Genomic DNA, 16,679 nt, shown 5'->3' on the forward strand with positions numbered 1-16,679 from the left:
CCCATCCCCCTTTTATTTGCCGCTATAGATTGGTGAACGTTTTTCTTGAAAAGCTTTTAACCCTTCAAGTCGATCTTCCGTATATAGTAAACGGTTATACGCTAATGATTCGATTTGTAAACCTGTAGCAATATCGGTTTGCATGCCATGATGAATGGCTGTCTTTGCTTGAACTAAAGAAAGTGGTGCGTTTTTTGCCATTTCAGCAGCTAGTGCTTTTGCTTTAGTTAACAGCTGTTGCGGCGCTACGACATGCTCAACAATGCCATATGCCAATGCGTCATTTGCTGAGAGGCGACGTGCTGTATAAATCAGTTCCTTCGCTTTACCAACCCCAATTAAACGAGGAAGTCTCTGTGTACCACCAGCACCAGGGATAATCCCAAGCGCAGCTTCCGTTAAGCCTAGCTTTGCCGTATCGCTTGCTATCCGAATATCACAAGCAAGTGCCAGCTCTAAACCCCCACCAAATGCAACCCCATTAATCGCTGCAATGACTGGTTGAGCAAGGTGTTCGAAATGACTAACCGTTTTGCCGATTAAAGCGACCGTTTTACGAACTTCTTCCTCGCTCATTCCTTTTCGTTCCTTTAAATCTGCCCCTGCACAAAATGCTTTCTCGCCATCTCCTGTCACAATCACGACACGGATGGAACGATCATATTGAATCACTTCTAATGCATCATTTATTTCATGTAGCATTTGAATAGATAATGCGTTCGCGGCTTCTGCTCTTGTTAGCGTTAAAATCGCAATGCCGTCTTGTGCTTCTACCGTTACGAAATCTGGCATGACTCTTCCTCCCCTCGTGCAATCGCTACTTGCTTGGACGATAGCTTTTTCCCTAGAATTCCTTCTATATATAAGGCAGTTTGCTGGACGCGCTCTAGTTCTACACCTGTTTCAATGCCCATCTCATGTAACAAATACAACAAATCTTCTGTAGCGACGTTACCGGAAGCCCCTTGTGCATACGGACAACCACCAAGCCCACCAATCGCACTATCAAATTTCGTAATGCCATGTGTTAAGCTTGTCACAACATTCGCGAGTGCTGTACCACGTGTATCATGGAAATGCATCGCGAGCTGTTCCGCCTTAAAATGACGCAACATTTCACTCAGCAGTGCATCCACCTGCGTCGGTACTCCAACACCAATCGTATCGCCTAACGAAATTTCCGTAATACCCATGTCAAATAGCTTCTCCGCTACCCGCACAACTTGCGCTGGTTTTGTATAGCCATCATACGGGCAAGCAATGACTGTAGAAATATAACCGCGCACTGTTTTACCAGCGGCTAATGCCCCGTCCACCACTTCCTTTAGTACAGGAAATGTTTCATCTATGGATTTATTAATATTTGATTGATTATGTCCTTCACTAGCAGACATGAAGACACTTACTTCGTCTATCTCTGCTGCTAATGCTCGCTCTAGTCCTTTTGGATTCGGCACAAGCGCGGCGTACGTAATATCCTTTTGACGTTTAATCGCTTTTAACACGTCCACAGCGTCCGCAAGTTGCGGAATCCATTTTGGATGAACGAAGCTCGTTACTTCGATGTAATCGAGCCCCGTTTCACTTAAGCGGTCAATTAATGCAACTTTATGTGCGGTTTCGATAAAGACTTTTTCATTTTGCAATCCATCGCGTGGACCTACTTCTTTTATTTGCACTCGCTTTGGCAGTTGCATGGGTCACACTCCCTTATTCGATTTCTACTAAATCGTCATCAACGTTAATGAAGTCACCTTCTGCAGCGATGATACGTTTTACCGTACCTGCTTCTTCTGCAGCAATTGGGATTTCCATTTTCATCGATTCTAAAATGACTACATCTTGACCAGCTGCTACTTCTTCGCCCTCTTGCACTAAAACTTTCCACACTGTTCCTGCCATACTTGCTTTTACTATTGTCATATACTATCCCTCCGCTTAAAATAGAATGTAGAGAAGAGGCACGTTTTCGATGTGTTCTCGCCAAAGTTCAATCTTTCGCGCCCCTTCTCGACTTATTTACCTACTGCCGTTGCTTTTGGTAAATAATATTCCTCTACAAACTTTGTTGTTGTAATCCCTGTTAAAAATTGTGGGTGCGTAACCGTTTCTAGTAGCATTGGAATATTCGTTTCGATACCTTCTACTACATAGTTTCGTAGTGCCTCCGCTAACTTGCTACATGCTTCCTCACGTGTGGGAGCAAATACAATTAATTTCCCAATCATTGGATCATAAAATGGCGTTACATTACTGCCCGTTTCAACAGCTACTTCGTGTCGAATCCCTTCTCCTTCAGGTAATTGGAGATGTTTAATTGTCCCTGGTGATGGGAAGAACGATACCGGGTTCTCCGCATAAATACGCACTTCAATGGCATGCCCTTTTCTCACAATATTTTCTCTTGTAAACGACAGTACCTCACTATTTGCTACTTTTAGTTGCTGCTCGACTAAGTCCATACCTGTAATTTCTTCTGTCACTGGGTGCTCTACTTGCAGACGTGTGTTCATTTCTAAGAAATAGAAGTTTTGATCGCGGTCTACTAAAAATTCAATCGTACCAGCATTTGTATAGCCAATATGCTTCGCTGCACCTACTGCTGCATCCAGCATTTTTTGGCGTGTCTCTTCTGAAATGAATGGAGATGGTGCCTCTTCCACTACCTTTTGATTGCGGCGTTGAATCGAGCACTCTCGCTCAAATACAGGTACGACATTGCCATGTGCATCTGCTAGTACTTGCACTTCCACATGGTGTGGCTCTGCAATGAATTTTTCAATAAACATCGTGCCATCTCCGAAGAAGCTTTGCGCACGTTTTTGATTGCCTTCAAACGCTTTTCGTAATTCTTCTTCATTGTTTACAAGCTGCATCCCAATTCCGCCACCGCCAGCTGATGCTTTTAACATAACTGGATAGCCGATGTCACTAGCTATTTTAGCTGCTTCATCTGTATCAGCAATCGGCTCATTCACACCTTGCACAATCGGTACCCCTGCTTGTTCCATCGTTTTACGTGCTTCTAGCTTACTGCCCATCGCTTGAATCACTTCTGATGTTGGACCAATAAATGTTAATCCTGCCTCTTCCACTCGTTTAGCAAAACTAGCATTCTCGGAAAGTAGTCCGTAACCAGGATGAATCGCTTCAGCTCCTGATTGTTTGGCTACATCAAGTATCGCCTCAATGTTTAAATAACTATGCAAAACGGGCGGTTTCCCGATACAATAACTTTCTGTCGCTTCTTTTACATGTAGGCTCCCTGCATCTGCCTCTGAATAGACAGCGACTGTTTCAATTCCTAGTTTTGTACATGTACGAATGATGCGTCGTGCAATTTCACCACGATTCGCAATTAATACTTTTTTAAACATAGCGAAACCTCCCCTACTGTAATGCTTTTGAAAACCCTTGAAACTGCTCACGTAGTTTGAACTTTTGAATCTTTCCTGAAGCGGTCATTGGATAACTGTCTACGAAGTAAATATAGCGCGGAATTTTGTGACGAGAAATTTTTCCTGTACAAAATTCGCGTATTTCTTCTTCCGTTGCCGTTTGCCCTTCCTTCAAAATGATCCAAGCTGCGGCTTCTTCACCATACTTTTCATCAGGTACACCAGCTACTTGGACATCAAGTATTTTCGGATATTTATATAAGAATTCCTCAATTTCTCGTGGGTAAATATTTTCCCCACCGCGGATGATCATATCTTTTAACCGACCTGTTACACGAACAAAGCCATCTTCATCCATCGTGCCAAGATCACCTGTGTGTAGCCAATTATCTTCATCAATCGCATCAGCTGTTGCACCTGGGTTATTATAATACCCTTTCATCACAACATAACCGCGCGTACAAATTTCGCCTTGCTCACCCCGTGGTAACTCTTCATTTGTACCCGGTTCAGCAATAATAATTTCAACATTTGGATGCGGACGACCAACTGTTTCTGTCTTCATTTCTAAAGAATCTTCCGGACGCGTTTGTGTAATCACTGGCGATGACTCTGTTTGACCATAACAAATTGTAATGTCCTTCATGCCCATCACATTGATCACATCTTTCATGACTTCGATTGGACAGTTAGAGCCTGCCATTACACCTGTACGCAGCGTCGACAAGTCAAATTCCTTAATATTCGGTAAATTCAACTCAGAAATAAACATTGTTGGTACACCGTGAAGTGCTGTACATTTTTCTTTTTCAACTGTTCGTAACACCACTTCTGGGTGGAATTCTTGAACAGGCACCATCGTTCCACCTACTGATACGATTGCTAGCGTACCAATGACACAGCCGAAGCAGTGGAAAAACGGTACGGGAATACATAACCGATCCTCATATGTTAGCTTCATACATTCTGCAATATTAATGCCATTATTAATCAGGTTAGAATGTCGAAGCATGACACCTTTCGGGAACCCCGTCGTACCGGATGTATATTGAATATTGATGACATCATCATATGTTAAGGATTGTTTGCGTTCTGCAAGTTGTTCATCAGAAATGTTGACACCAGTAGCTAAAAACTCCTCATAACTATAAGTGCCCGGATATTTTTTATCACTAATCACAACTACGGTTTTCAAAAGCGGTAGGCGAGCACTTTTTAAATTCCCAGGCTCACATTCCTTTAGTTCAGGACATAATTCATACATCGTATCAATAAACGAATGGTCTCGGTATTGATCGATTAAAATCATCGCCCGTGAATCGGATTGCTTTAATAAATATTCTAGTTCGCTTGCACGATAATTCGTATTGACTGTAACAAGTGGTGCCCCCATTTTACCAGAGCCAAATTGTAGGCCCGGCCATTCGGGTACATTCGTTGTCCAGACAGAAAAATGTTGCTCTTTTTCAAGCCCAATCGCCATCAATGCTTTTGCTACTTTATCTGCATGTTCATTAAATTGTTTGTACGTCATTCGTACATCACGATCTGCATACACTAATGCCTCACGTTCCGGATACTTTACAGCCTTTTCTTCCAGTAGCTCACCAATCGTTTGATAAACCAGTTCTGCCATACGCTTTCCTCCTATTATTCATTTGTCAAAGTTCTAGATAAGCTTAGCAACCTATAACACGTGAAATAACAACACGTTGAATTTCGGATGTACCTTCTCCGATTTCCATTAATTTAATATCACGTAAGTGACGCTCTACATCATACTCTGCCATATAGCCGTAGCCACCATGAATTTGAATCGCCTGATTACATGTACGGAAGCCCATTTCAGAGGCAAATAATTTTGCGAATGCGCCCTCTTTTTTGAACGGCTTGCCATGATCTTTTAACCATGCCGCTTTGTGTACCATATTACGTGCTAATTCAATTTCCATCGCCATATCTGCTAATTTAAATTGAATCGCCTGTAGCTTGGAAATCGATTTTCCAAATTGTACGCGCTCTTTCGAATATTGTAGCGCCTTATCGTATGCCGCCTGTGCAATTCCTACTGATAGTGCAGCAATCGAAATACGTCCACCATCTAATGTATTCAGGAATTGGCCAAAGCCTTTTTTCTCGTCACCTAACACATTTTCCCTTGGTACTCGTACATTTTCTAACACGATTTCACATGTATTCGATGCACGAACACCCATTTTTTGATAGTCTGAACGAATTGTTACCCCTGGTGTATCCGTCGGCACAATAATTGCTGTTATAATGTTTTTACCACGCTCATCCTGCCCTGTAACTGCTGTAACAACGATTTGACGTGCATAACTAGCATTCGTAATCCAACATTTTTCACCATTGATTACCCATTCATCGCCATCTAAATAAGCTTTCGTACGAGTACCACCTGCATCTGATCCAGCATTTGGCTCAGTTAGACCGAATGACCCGAGTGTTTTCCCTTGCGCCATTGGGACTAAGTATTGTTGTTTTTGCTCCTCTGTACCGAAGTTATAAAACGGTGTTGCCCCTAAACTAACCGCCGCTGCATACGATAACCCTGTACCGCCACAAGCGCGACCAATTTCTTCAACTGCTAGTGCATATGAAATGGTATCACCGCCGGATCCACCATACTCTTCTGGAAATGGAATGCCGAATAAACCTAGCTCTGCCATTTTATCGAAGCTTTCTTTACGGAATTCATGTTTTTCATCTAGCTCTCTTGCATGTGGTGCAATTTCTGCCTGTGCAAACTCGTGCACCATATCACGAATCATTTGTTGTTCTTTTGTTAGTTCAAAATTCATTAAATATACCCCTTTCTATTTTCCGACTATTCAGTCTGTACCGACTAGTCGGTTTGTATTATTGATTTAAAAAACCAGTATGTTATATGCTGGTTGCTTCCGTTTTATTCTAATAAATGTTTTTTTGCGAATGCTTCTTCATATCCTTTTTCCGTCACGATGCCACGTAAGATAATATCATTAAAATACAGTGTAATTTGCTCCATTGTTAAACATCCATTTTGCCAATACCACTTGTATGTCCAGTTCACTAATCCGATAATCGCCATTGTTGTGATGGTCGTTGAAGTACTTTCCCTAAAATGCCCACTTGCTTTCCCGTCTTCTATCACTCGCTCGATTAGCTTACGGTATTCTGTTCTCTTTTCTTTAATGACCGTTTTATAATGAGCTGGTAAATACGCACTTTCATCGTAGAAAACGGTAATATGTCGCTTATACAAATGAAATACATTTGTAAATGCATACAGCATCGCACACACTTTATCAATCGGTGTTTCATATTGTTCATACGCTACTTTTGTTTCTTTTAAAACGTATGAAATAAATACATCATGTATTTCATACAGCAACGCATCTTTTGCTTTGAAATTATGATAAAATCCACCTTTTGATGTACCTGCCGTTTCAACAATTTCATCTACCGAAACGCCGTGATAACCGTTTTCTTGAAAAAGATCTAGCGCTGTTTCGATAATTCGCTGTTTAACTGATTGTCTAACCATCGATTTTACTCCTCCTATAAACCACTCCTTATTCTTCGCGTCTATTTTTCTATCGAAATAACAATTTTATTCTATTTTTTGTCATTTCGAATTTATTTACACTATATCACCCGAAAATGGTAGAGTCTACTAAAATAAACAGAATTCACTCGTTTTTTTCTTTTTTCTCTGTTTTATGCGTGGTTTTTCAGATTTTCAGATACAATAAAATCGGCTTCTGTATTTTCTCGAATTTCCTCGACTGTTACATTAGGAGCCGTTTCAATTAATACCATTCCTTGCTCTGTAAAATCGAAAACAGCTAATTCTGTAATTAATCGATGAACGACCTTTTGTCCCGTTAATGGCAATGTACACGTCTTTTTAATTTTGGATTCACCGTATTTCGATACATGCTCCATAATGACAATGACACGCTTGGCTCCTTGCACAAGGTCCATTGCACCGCCCATGCCTTTCACCATTTTCCCTGGTATCATCCAATTGGCTAAATCGCCTTGTTCCGATACTTCCATCCCACCTAAAATCGCTACATCAATATGTCCACCACGAATCATCGCAAAGCTGTCGGCACTATCAAAAAACGATGCCCCTGCTACGGCCGTCACGGTCTCTTTTCCTGCATTAATTAAATCTGGGTCTACACCATTTTCTAACGGGTATGGACCAATGCCTAATAAACCGTTTTCTGATTGTAGTAACACTTGGTAGTCACTTGGAATTTCATTTGCTACAAGTGTCGGGATACCAATGCCAAGATTGACATTCATACCATTTTTAATTTCTTGTACGGCTCGTTTGACAATACGATCTTTCACAGATGTCATCCTACTACCTCCTCTGCTCTTGTTGTACGCTTTTCAATTCTCTTTTCATAGGATTCCCCTAAAATAACATGTTGCACATAGACGGCTGGTGTATGAATCTCATCTGGATTTAGCTCGCCAACTTCAACAATTTCCTCTACTTCTGCCACAGTGATTTTACCCGCTGTTGCGATAATTGGATTGAAATTACGCGCTGTTTTTCGATACACAAGGTTGCCTAATTTATCTGCCTTCCATGCTTTTACAAATGCAAAGTCTCCTACAATGCCGCGCTCTTCGATATATTCTTTCCCGTCAAATACTTTTACAGGCTTGCCTTCCGCAACTGGCGTACCAACACCTGTAGCTGTATAAAAGGCCGGAATACCCGCTCCACCTGCTCGAATGCGCTCTGCTAATGTCCCTTGTGGCGTTAACTCCACCTCAAGCTGACCGCTTAAAAATTGCTGCTCGAAAATTTTATTTTCGCCTACATACGAAGAAATCATTTTTTTAATTTGATTGTTCGCTAACAGTAAACCTAGCCCCCAATCATCTACACCACAGTTATTACTAACAACCGTTAGCTCTTTCACGCCTTTTTGACGAATTGCCTCGATTGCTACCTCTGGAATGCCACATAGACCAAATCCACCAACTAAAATCCGAGCGCCATCTTGCAAGTTCGACAATATTTCATGTATTGTTTTTTCTGTTTTTTGCATAAAATACCTCCTTTAAGTAAATTCAAGTTCATTATATACAAATTTACTTAAATTAGTAAACTAAAAATTCTAAAATTTTAAAATTTTGATAGAATAGTAATATTATTTACTTAAGGCTATTAGCGAAAGATTGGTGATGGCATCTTTAGCACGCGAAATGGTGTACAACGAAATCTATACATACTATTTACTATATGCAAATGAGTGTACTTTATATGTATAAATCTATTAAAAAATCTCTTTCGGTAAATTGTGCTATTTGTATAGTATTGTACGTATACTGCATCTAAATCGACCACGTCATACTATTCAAATTCAATTGCTTTTTAAATCAATAGTCGTAATAAGCTAAAATTCATCCTAAAAATACCAGTTAAATAGCGAAAGGTTTGTATCATAGCCTCCGCGCTTTGCCACAGCCTACACAGGAGCTAAAACAGGCGCGGCCTGTTTGGATCTCCTGTTCCTGCTCCTGACGTTGCACTTTCGTCGCAAAGAAAATCTTGGCTCCTGTGGCTATGGCGCGCTACGGCAAAAGTCAATGCTTCTCGATATGCTAGAAAAATATTTCTATTATCTAAAAGAAATCATTTCCTTTCTCCTTGCAAGTATAATTGCCCAGCCTCTACCTTAACAGATGATAATCTTTCTATATTTTTAGCAACTGATTATTGTATTCAACAAAGTGTTTTGAGTAACAAAATATTTCCTTTATAGAAGCATTTTTTCTTTAGAAAAACGTAATCAAAAATGACTTGCCAGTTGATTGAAGCGGAATCGGCGAGACTCCTACGGGAATAGCATGAGCTGAAGACCCCGCAGGAGTGAGGTACGAGCGACGAGGAGACTGAAGCCATGCCCGTGGAACGCGAGCCGAATGGAGCGGAAATCAACGGTTAAAACAATGGTAATATATGTTTCAGGATTTGCTCATTTTAAATTAATAGTGATTTTTATTCATTACATTGGAAATGGAAGGGAGGGAATGTATGTTATTAAAGCCATACGAAATCGTATTAGGACTATTTGCGGTCATTATCGGTATTGTAATTGGCATTATTATTAACATGACATTTATTTCAATTGGGTAAAATGATGAGATTGTTATTTAGAAATAGTAAAAAGATTTTCTCTCATTAATAGTGAGCTTTAACACGCGTGTTGATTTACCTCTTATTGTTAAAGAGAACATTGGAATACGTTGATTTCCACTACGGCTGACTCGCCTCCGCTCCAATCAACGGGCAAGCGCCTTTTTATTAATCATTTCACTAAAAAGCACGCTCATGATCTACTAGTATTTGTATAATCAACACATCTGGAACTTTAAGTTACAGTAGTCAAGGAAAATAGCAAATTTAAAAGGCAACCCGCTATCGTCCCGGTGTTGCCTTTTACCTAATAATTTCATTGTTTCTTCCACTGATAATAGTTATATACGGTTTGGATAATCAATAATACTGTTAATGACATCGCTACAAGTATATTCGTGGTTGTATCAAATGAACTATATTTAAAAATAATAATTAGTAGAAAAGCGACTATAGGAAACATCCACAATGTACGAATCATTTTTCTACGATAAGATAATTTTGCATACATCAATGTAAAACCCTTATCCACTTTTTCTCTATCTCTATATAAATATGACATGAGCCAGCCAATAAGTATGCCTATTATAAGCATAATAATGAAGAATGTTGACATAACTAAAGCCCCTTTCAGCTATATACGCTCTCCATTATACCAAATTTTAACTATTCTATAATAAAAAACACCCTAACAATCCGTAAGGGCACTGAAAAAGTCTTTAAATAAGTTAAGCCAGTTCTTGAGCAAGACATCGTTCAAGAACTGGCTTTTTTCTGCGATGTCGTTGCTTTCCGTTGCGGCGAACGCTTTTCTGGGGGCGAGCCTTGAGCCGCTTCCCTCGCTGCGCTCAGTCCAGGGTCTCAAGCTGCTCGCTAATCCCCTAGAAGTCGTCGCCTCCACTCCAATCAACGGGTAACGACTAAGAACGAATTCATCACTCTCTCACCTAAAAAAAGTGATTTTCTTGTATAATAGAAGGAACGAATTACAGGTGGTGCTCCCAATGATTTCAAACCAAGAAACACTCAACTTAAGCCCATTTATGGCGATTTACGATATTGTTGTGCCAAAAGATAACATGCTTCGTCAGATCAATGAACTGGTCGATTTTACCTTTATTCTAGAGGAATTAAAAACAAAATACTGTTCGGATAATGGACGAAATGCGATTCCGCCTATCCGTATGTTTAAGTATTTATTATTAAAGGCGATTTATGATGTATCGGACGTTGATTTAGTAGAGCGATCTAAATACGACATGTCTTTTAAATATTTCTTAGATATGGCACCAGAAGATGACGTGATCGATCCAAGTTCACTCACAAAATTCCGTCGGCTGCGTCTAAAAGATGTCAGTCTATTAGATATGTTAATTGGGAAAACCGTTGAAATTGCATTGGAAAAGGGCATCATTAAAAGTAAATCCATTATTGTGGATGCCACACATACAAAAGCACGTTATAATCAAAAATCACCAAAAGAATTTTTACAAGAGAAATCAAAGAATTTACGAAAAGCCATCTATAAAATGGATGCATCTATGAAAGAAAAGTTCCCTCAAAAAAATACGTCTAACGAAGTAAAAGATGAAGTCACTTACTGTAAAAAATTAATCGAAGTAATTGATAAGGAACCACAAATTGCACAAGTACCCGCTGTGAAAGAACAATTAAATCTGTTAAAGGAAGTGGTAGAGGATTACCAAGCGCACCTTTCCTATTCATCCGATGCAGATGCACAAAAAGGGCATAAAACAGCTGACTCATCTTTCTTTGGCTATAAAACACACATTGCGTTAAGTGATGAACGAATCATTACAGCTGCAGTCATCACAACAGGTGAAAAAAGTGATGGAAAGTACTTACAAGAATTAATTGAAAAAAGTGAGCAAGCAGGTATAAAAGTAGACACAGTTATTGGAGATACAGCTTATTCAGAAAAAGCAAATATTGAATATACAAATAAAGAAAACATTGCACTCGTTTCAAAGTTAAATCCTGTTATTTCAGAAGGCACACGAAAAGAAGAAGACAAATTCGAATACAATAAAGATGCCGGGAGATTTGTTTGTAAAGCTGGGCATTTAGCCATACGAAAAGCACGAACGGGTAAAAAGGGACAAAATAGAAATCAAACAGAAACACATTACTTTGATATTGAGAAATGCAAAGTATGCCCCTTACGTGATGGTTGTTACAAAGAAGGCGCGAAAAGTAAAACGTATTCCGTAAGCCTAAAATCTGAAACACACGAGGCGCAACTGGCTTTCCAACAAACAGATGAATTTATCCAACTAGCGAAAGAGCGCTATAAAGTGGAAGCGAAAAATAGTGAGTTAAAAAATGGACACGGGTACGATACAGCATCGTCTGCGGGTCTATTTGGCATGGAGATTCAAGGGGCGACAACAATATTCGCCGTAAACCTCAAGCGAATATTAAAGTTAATAAACGAAAAAGAGTAAGAAATAAACAAGGAAAGAAGGCACTTTTCTGTTCAAAATTGAACAGAAAGTGCCTTCTTTTATTTTGAAAACTAATTCGCTTTAAAAATGCAAGTTTTTCAGTGCCCTCACAATCCGTTAGAGTGCTGTCGTATTAGTGGAATACAATTGTTTTATTACCTTCTACAATGATGCGGTTTTCTAAATGCCATTTTACCGCTTTCGCTAGGACACGACGTTCGATTTTTTGCCCGATTTTCTTTAATGTAGCCACGTCATCACGGTGATCGACACGTTCTACATCTTGCTCAATAATCGGTCCTTCATCAAGGTCATTTGTAACGTAGTGGCTTGTTGCACCGATCAGTTTCACACCACGATCGAATGCTCGTGCATATGGATTTGCTCCGATAAATGCGGGTAAAAATGAATGATGAATATTAATAATGCGGCTTTCAAAATGCGCCACAAAGTTTGGCGTTAAAATTTGCATATAACGCGCTAAAATTAGAAGATCCACTTTAAACTCTTCCATTAAACGAATTTGCTGTGCTTCTACTTGCTCGCGAATATCTTTGTTTGCTGGAATGTAGTAGTATGGAATACCAAGCGCCTCTACCATTGGACGGGCAACATCTGAGTTACTAATAACCACGGCGATATCCATATCTAAATCTCCGTTTTGCCACTCCCATAAAAGCTCCATTAAGCAGTGTGTCTCTTTGGATACATAAATTGCTGCACGTTGACGAATCGCCTTATAATGGAAGCTATATGTCATATCATGCGTTTTTGCTAGTTGTGCAAACTCTTTTTCCATCGCATCACGCTTACCTACTAAATTTTCACAATGATACTCGATACGGATAAAGAATGTACCGTCTTCTGGATCACTTGAATATTGATTTGATGCAATAATATTTGCATTATGCGTATGTAAAAATGACGATAATAGTGAGACAATGCCTGGTTTGTCAGGACATTTCACTAAAATGCGCGCACGATTTTGTAATTGCTGATCCTTTTTTAAAGCTGGTGATGTACTCATTTTCTCTTACTCCCTTTCTGCGATGCCAATCATCGGTGCCATTTTCTCCATATCTTTCAAAATATGATCTTGTTGTTTGATGATGCCTTCAAACCAATTATTGATAACGGCTACGACTTGTTCAGTTGGTTCATTGCCCGCTGCATGTGCGGCTACTAATTTATTCATCATCGTTGCTCGTTCTTCATAAAACTGCTCACGTTTTTTCATGTCAGTTCCTACATCTTCATTGAAGATTTTGCCTAAGTTCAGAATGCCTGTAACCATTAATTTCTCCGCAAATAATGAGGATGTTACAATGCGTAGTTTGTACTCATACGATGTGTTTAATGACTCAAAGTAATGCTGCATCATATCTTTTACACCACTTAATATCGCACGTAATTTTTCACCCTGTGTGACTGTTAATACTTTTGTCTGTGTAAACATGGGCATGATGGCATTGATTGAATCAAAATAATCCTTTACCGTTGCCAGTTGTGTACTTTCTTCCTCTAATCGCCCCTTTACTTGTTCTGCTACGAAAAGGCGCTGTACATATGATGCTAATAAAAGCATCCCGTTATATTGAATTTTTGCTGTCACGTGAAATGACCACCCTTTCTTCCTCGTCATTTCCACCGAAAATCTGAAGTTTATCGTGTAGAGCGTATCATATTTTCAATTTTTTGAAAAGGCAAGCTTACGTGAAACTTAAGCGATAAATAGATTCTCTCCATAAAAGGAAAGGCAAAACCGCATCATACGATTTTGCCTTTACCATTATAGTAACTCTTTACGTAAGTCTGCTGGCGATTTTGGTGATAGTAAACCGAATGGAATATCGAATACTGTTTTGGCACCACGGTCGCCTGCTTGTGATAACTTATGCGCTGCACGTGCATACGCAACAAGTACACTTGATGTAAACATTGGGTTAGACTCTAACTTCAGTGAAAATTCAAGAATTTGCTTATCGCCAACGCCTGATTCACCAGAGCGAATGACGAATCCACCATGTGGCATGCCTGAATGATTCGCTTTTAACTCTTCTTCTGAAATAAAGTTCACTGTTGTGTCGTAGTCTGCAAAATAGTTTGGCATTTCTTTAATTTCTTTTTCAATGGCCGCTGCATCTGCACCGTCCTCTAATACTACCCAACATTCACGTGCATGCTTTTCACGCGTTGATAACTCTGGGTTTTCACCAGCACGTACACGGTCTACCGCCTCACGAATTGGTAGTGTATATTGTACCCCGTTTTTAACGCCTTCAATGCGACGAACTGCATCTGAATGACCTTGGCTTAAGCCGTCACCCCAGAATGTATATGTATTCCCTACTGGAAGAACTGTCTCACCTAGTAAACGATTTAATGAAAATAAACCTGGGTCCCAACCTACTGAAATAATCGATACTGTCCCGTTTTCTGTCGCTACTTTATCCGCTACCTCAAAGAATTCCGGGATTTTTGCATGTGTATCAAATGAATCAATTGTGTTAAACCATTGTGCAAAGTGAGGCACTTGTTCCGGTAAATCCGTTGCAGAACCACCACAAAGAATCATGACATCAATTTTGTCTTTAAAGTTTTGTACTTCGTCTACTAAATAAACGCCTACACCTTCAGCACCGATTTGTACTGTCGACGGATCACGACGTGTAAATACCGCTACCAATTCCATGTCAGGGTTTTGTGAAATAGCCGCTTCAACACCGCGTCCTAAATTTCCATACCCAACAATACCAATTCGAATTTCACTCATATATTATCCTCCTACATCGGAACTAAAAAAATCACATACTAATGTGATTTTCTGAATTCCCACTAAATTTAATATTTATTCTAACGTTTAGTATAAAAATACACAAGTGTTTTTCATCTTGTTTGATTCAATATGCAAAATAAATATGAAACTTTTTTAAAGCTCATTCGTACATATAATGAGCATCTTTCTTAGACTTTAAGTCAAAATTTGCTATACTTAAAAAGTGAAAATTTATTTATTGGAGGAACAACATGAAGAAGTTAACAGCAGTATTTTTAGCCTTTGCACTTGTCTTCTCAAGTGTCGGCACAGTATTCCCTATGTTTGATAATCATCAAGTCGAAGCAAAGTCCTACAAGTCAGGGAAAAAGGGCTTCAATTCAAACAATAACACGTCAAACATGCAAAACAAAGACAATGATACAAACACAAATAACAACGGTACCGCTACAAATAACAACACAACGAATAAAAACAATACAACAGACACAACAGCGAAAAAAGGTGGCTTCTCTGCTGGTGGCTTAATGAAAGGTTTATTCATCGGTGGTTTAGCCGGTTTACTATTCGGTAGTCTATTTAGTAATTTAGGCGTACTTGGTTCGATCCTTGGTCTCCTAATTAATGTAGGTGCGATTCTATTAATTGTCTTCTTAGTAGTAAAAATCGTTCGAATGATTACACGTAAAAAAGAGAAAGAACAAGAGGCAACACAATGGAAAAGCTAGTTTTACAGGAACAAGATTTAATCAATGCCGTTTGCTTCTTCCATGCAAAATTCAAGCAAACACAGCCTGAACATATTGAAGTAGAGCTTTGCTATGATGACGAAGTCGGATATAGTGCAGAAGCATACTACAACGGCGTAATGGACGAGTATAAACAAGCTCATTTCATTACAGCTATTCGTCTTTACATTGACGAACAACTTCATCAAGATTCGATGGCAGCTCGTATTCATCTTGATATTGATGACGAGCTTGGGATGATTGCCCACGTAGAATGGTCATAATCTAACTAGAATACTTGTTTTATTAATTTAAAAAGACGTCTTTCAGGCGTCTTTTTTTCATAGTAAACTATAGATAAAGGAGGCTATCCCATGGTTGAATTAAATAAATTAGTTCGCGATAAAGTACCTTCACTCGTAACAAAAGACGGTGGAAGTTACTCATTAAAGCTACTTTCCCCTCTCGAACACCAGCATGAAATTACGAAAAAAATGTATGAAGAGTTAGATGAGTATCATGCAGCCCATTCGAAAGATGAAGCCATTGAAGAATTAGTCGATATGGTAGAATTAATCTATGCGGCTATTAAACTACATGATGTCTCACCTGAAGATTTTGAAGCCATTCGTCTTGAAAAAAAGAAGAAAAAAGGTGGATTTGAAAAGGGAATTTACTTGAATAGTATATCGCAATAAATATCCATTTTACTCTTTTAACTAAAAGAAGTTCAAAGGCCTACATGCCCTTGAACTTCTTATATTATAGAATCGAAATGAACAAATTCCTTTTTCGACGTCTTTAAATCTTTTAAATGATAGTACTTTACATTTTTTATAAGCATTTCTAAGAAGAAGCTCATTTCTTTATGTGTCTCTAGTGGCCATTCTGTTAATGCTTCCAGTCCTTTGGTCGTTGGAAATTGATATAAACATTCTAGTATCTCCTGTCGATCAAACCGGAATAAGAAATGAGGACCACTATGGAGTTTTGCTAGTAGTACATACCTCGCCATCTTATAAGCTCCTTTCAATTACTTTCCCTTATTTTACATTATGTATTATTAAAACAAAAGATTTATACTATAAAATAGACTCATAGTTAACTATATACATTGAATTACATTTTTACAAAAGCCTTTTC

General features: G+C 39.0%; 18 protein-coding genes. 4 read left to right on the forward strand and 14 right to left on the reverse strand.

Annotated elements, in window-relative coordinates; genetic code table 11:
* Positions 1 to 12: 12 nt before the first annotated feature.
* The 10 genes from ACQQ2I_RS11005 to ACQQ2I_RS11050 all read right to left on the reverse strand — a co-directional run bounded on the left by ACQQ2I_RS11005 (position 13) and on the right by ACQQ2I_RS11050 (position 10,183).
* A complete protein-coding gene (locus tag ACQQ2I_RS11005; RefSeq protein WP_431026840.1) occupies positions 13 to 792 on the reverse strand; it encodes an enoyl-CoA hydratase in 780 nt (259 codons plus the stop codon).
* The gene (locus tag ACQQ2I_RS11010) at positions 777 to 1,697 is read right to left on the reverse strand and encodes a hydroxymethylglutaryl-CoA lyase (protein WP_431026841.1); all 921 of its coding nucleotides are present in this window, start codon (positions 1,695 to 1,697) and stop codon (positions 777 to 779) included. The genes ACQQ2I_RS11005 and ACQQ2I_RS11010 overlap by 16 nt, the downstream gene beginning before the upstream one ends.
* Positions 1,698 to 1,710: 13 nt before the next feature.
* A complete protein-coding gene (locus tag ACQQ2I_RS11015; protein ID WP_391370651.1) occupies positions 1,711 to 1,923 on the reverse strand; it encodes an acetyl-CoA carboxylase biotin carboxyl carrier protein subunit in 213 nt (70 codons plus the stop codon).
* Positions 1,924 to 2,015: 92 nt separating this feature from the next.
* Positions 2,016 to 3,377, reverse strand: a complete 1,362-nt coding sequence (locus ACQQ2I_RS11020) for an acetyl-CoA carboxylase biotin carboxylase subunit (protein ID WP_431026842.1) — start codon at positions 3,375 to 3,377, stop codon at positions 2,016 to 2,018.
* A gap of 13 nt (positions 3,378 to 3,390) precedes the next feature.
* Complete coding sequence (locus ACQQ2I_RS11025) at positions 3,391 to 5,034, reverse strand: AMP-binding protein (protein ID WP_431026843.1); 1,644 nt, start codon at positions 5,032 to 5,034, stop codon at positions 3,391 to 3,393.
* Between the two features lie 43 nt (positions 5,035 to 5,077).
* A complete protein-coding gene (locus tag ACQQ2I_RS11030) occupies positions 5,078 to 6,220 on the reverse strand; it encodes an acyl-CoA dehydrogenase family protein (protein WP_431026844.1) in 1,143 nt (380 codons plus the stop codon).
* Between the two features lie 104 nt (positions 6,221 to 6,324).
* Positions 6,325 to 6,945, reverse strand: a complete 621-nt coding sequence (locus tag ACQQ2I_RS11035) for a TetR/AcrR family transcriptional regulator (RefSeq protein ID WP_431026845.1) — start codon at positions 6,943 to 6,945, stop codon at positions 6,325 to 6,327.
* Between the two features lie 173 nt (positions 6,946 to 7,118).
* The gene (locus ACQQ2I_RS11040; RefSeq protein ID WP_431026846.1) at positions 7,119 to 7,772 is read right to left on the reverse strand and encodes a CoA transferase subunit B; all 654 of its coding nucleotides are present in this window, start codon (positions 7,770 to 7,772) and stop codon (positions 7,119 to 7,121) included.
* The gene (locus ACQQ2I_RS11045) at positions 7,769 to 8,476 is read right to left on the reverse strand and encodes a CoA transferase subunit A (protein ID WP_431026847.1); all 708 of its coding nucleotides are present in this window, start codon (positions 8,474 to 8,476) and stop codon (positions 7,769 to 7,771) included. Before ACQQ2I_RS11045 ends, ACQQ2I_RS11040 begins: the two co-directional genes overlap by 4 nt.
* Before the next feature lie 1,407 nt (positions 8,477 to 9,883).
* On the reverse strand, positions 9,884 to 10,183 hold the full coding sequence (locus ACQQ2I_RS11050; protein ID WP_431026848.1) for a hypothetical protein: 300 nt from the start codon (positions 10,181 to 10,183) through the stop codon (positions 9,884 to 9,886).
* Between the two features lie 388 nt (positions 10,184 to 10,571).
* Here ACQQ2I_RS11050 and ACQQ2I_RS11055 point away from each other — a divergent pair, with 388 nt between their 5' ends.
* Entirely contained in the window at positions 10,572 to 12,032 is a 1,461-nt protein-coding gene (locus ACQQ2I_RS11055; protein WP_431026849.1) for an IS1182 family transposase, read from the forward strand.
* A 133-nt stretch (positions 12,033 to 12,165) separates the two neighbouring features.
* Here ACQQ2I_RS11055 and purU read toward each other — a convergent pair whose 3' ends face one another.
* From purU to ACQQ2I_RS11070, 3 genes are all read right to left on the reverse strand, one after another.
* Entirely contained in the window at positions 12,166 to 13,059 is an 894-nt protein-coding gene (purU, locus tag ACQQ2I_RS11060) for a formyltetrahydrofolate deformylase (RefSeq protein ID WP_431026850.1), read from the reverse strand.
* A gap of 6 nt (positions 13,060 to 13,065) precedes the next feature.
* The gene (locus ACQQ2I_RS11065) at positions 13,066 to 13,644 is read right to left on the reverse strand and encodes a hypothetical protein (protein WP_431026851.1); all 579 of its coding nucleotides are present in this window, start codon (positions 13,642 to 13,644) and stop codon (positions 13,066 to 13,068) included.
* A 177-nt stretch (positions 13,645 to 13,821) separates the two neighbouring features.
* Positions 13,822 to 14,805 (reverse strand): diaminopimelate dehydrogenase, encoded by a 984-nt coding sequence (locus ACQQ2I_RS11070; protein WP_431026852.1) that lies wholly within the window; start codon positions 14,803 to 14,805, stop codon positions 13,822 to 13,824.
* A gap of 254 nt (positions 14,806 to 15,059) precedes the next feature.
* On the opposite strand from ACQQ2I_RS11070, the gene ACQQ2I_RS11075 reads away from it, so the two are divergent.
* The 3 genes from ACQQ2I_RS11075 to ACQQ2I_RS11085 all read left to right on the forward strand — a co-directional run bounded on the left by ACQQ2I_RS11075 (position 15,060) and on the right by ACQQ2I_RS11085 (position 16,234).
* Complete coding sequence (locus ACQQ2I_RS11075; protein WP_431026853.1) at positions 15,060 to 15,536, forward strand: hypothetical protein; 477 nt, start codon at positions 15,060 to 15,062, stop codon at positions 15,534 to 15,536.
* Positions 15,524 to 15,820 (forward strand): DUF2653 family protein, encoded by a 297-nt coding sequence (locus tag ACQQ2I_RS11080; RefSeq protein WP_391370618.1) that lies wholly within the window; start codon positions 15,524 to 15,526, stop codon positions 15,818 to 15,820. Before ACQQ2I_RS11075 ends, ACQQ2I_RS11080 begins: the two co-directional genes overlap by 13 nt.
* A 90-nt stretch (positions 15,821 to 15,910) precedes the next feature.
* Positions 15,911 to 16,234 (forward strand): nucleoside triphosphate pyrophosphohydrolase, encoded by a 324-nt coding sequence (locus ACQQ2I_RS11085; RefSeq protein ID WP_431026854.1) that lies wholly within the window; start codon positions 15,911 to 15,913, stop codon positions 16,232 to 16,234.
* Between the two features lie 59 nt (positions 16,235 to 16,293).
* On the opposite strand, the gene ACQQ2I_RS11090 is transcribed toward ACQQ2I_RS11085, so the two are convergent.
* On the reverse strand, positions 16,294 to 16,551 hold the full coding sequence (locus ACQQ2I_RS11090) for a hypothetical protein (RefSeq protein ID WP_431026855.1): 258 nt from the start codon (positions 16,549 to 16,551) through the stop codon (positions 16,294 to 16,296).
* Positions 16,552 to 16,679 lie beyond the last annotated feature (128 nt).

The organism is Lysinibacillus sp. LZ02, assembly GCF_050613145.1.
Taxonomy (GTDB): Bacteria; Bacillota; Bacilli; order Bacillales_A; family Planococcaceae; genus Lysinibacillus_B.

Excerpts from the sequence above, each read along its gene's own strand:
- ACQQ2I_RS11005 (WP_431026840.1), bottom strand. The coding sequence starts at position 792 with ATGCCAGATTTCGTAACGGTAGAAGCACAAGACGGCATTGCGATTTTA.
- ACQQ2I_RS11010 (WP_431026841.1), bottom strand. The coding sequence starts at position 1,697 with ATGCAACTGCCAAAGCGAGTGCAAATAAAAGAAGTAGGTCCACGCGAT.
- ACQQ2I_RS11015 (WP_391370651.1), bottom strand. The coding sequence starts at position 1,923 with ATGACAATAGTAAAAGCAAGTATGGCAGGAACAGTGTGGAAAGTTTTA.
- ACQQ2I_RS11020 (WP_431026842.1), bottom strand. The coding sequence starts at position 3,377 with ATGTTTAAAAAAGTATTAATTGCGAATCGTGGTGAAATTGCACGACGC.
- ACQQ2I_RS11025 (WP_431026843.1), bottom strand. The coding sequence starts at position 5,034 with ATGGCAGAACTGGTTTATCAAACGATTGGTGAGCTACTGGAAGAAAAG.
- ACQQ2I_RS11030 (WP_431026844.1), bottom strand. The coding sequence starts at position 6,220 with ATGAATTTTGAACTAACAAAAGAACAACAAATGATTCGTGATATGGTG.
- ACQQ2I_RS11035 (WP_431026845.1), bottom strand. The coding sequence starts at position 6,945 with ATGGTTAGACAATCAGTTAAACAGCGAATTATCGAAACAGCGCTAGAT.
- ACQQ2I_RS11040 (WP_431026846.1), bottom strand. The coding sequence starts at position 7,772 with ATGACATCTGTGAAAGATCGTATTGTCAAACGAGCCGTACAAGAAATT.
- ACQQ2I_RS11045 (WP_431026847.1), bottom strand. The coding sequence starts at position 8,476 with ATGCAAAAAACAGAAAAAACAATACATGAAATATTGTCGAACTTGCAA.
- ACQQ2I_RS11050 (WP_431026848.1), bottom strand. The coding sequence starts at position 10,183 with ATGTCAACATTCTTCATTATTATGCTTATAATAGGCATACTTATTGGC.
- ACQQ2I_RS11055 (WP_431026849.1), top strand. The coding sequence starts at position 10,572 with ATGATTTCAAACCAAGAAACACTCAACTTAAGCCCATTTATGGCGATT.
- purU (WP_431026850.1), bottom strand. The coding sequence starts at position 13,059 with ATGAGTACATCACCAGCTTTAAAAAAGGATCAGCAATTACAAAATCGT.
- ACQQ2I_RS11070 (WP_431026852.1), bottom strand. The coding sequence starts at position 14,805 with ATGAGTGAAATTCGAATTGGTATTGTTGGGTATGGAAATTTAGGACGC.
- ACQQ2I_RS11075 (WP_431026853.1), top strand. The coding sequence starts at position 15,060 with ATGAAGAAGTTAACAGCAGTATTTTTAGCCTTTGCACTTGTCTTCTCA.
- ACQQ2I_RS11080 (WP_391370618.1), top strand. The coding sequence starts at position 15,524 with ATGGAAAAGCTAGTTTTACAGGAACAAGATTTAATCAATGCCGTTTGC.
- ACQQ2I_RS11085 (WP_431026854.1), top strand. The coding sequence starts at position 15,911 with ATGGTTGAATTAAATAAATTAGTTCGCGATAAAGTACCTTCACTCGTA.
- ACQQ2I_RS11090 (WP_431026855.1), bottom strand. The coding sequence starts at position 16,551 with ATGGCGAGGTATGTACTACTAGCAAAACTCCATAGTGGTCCTCATTTC.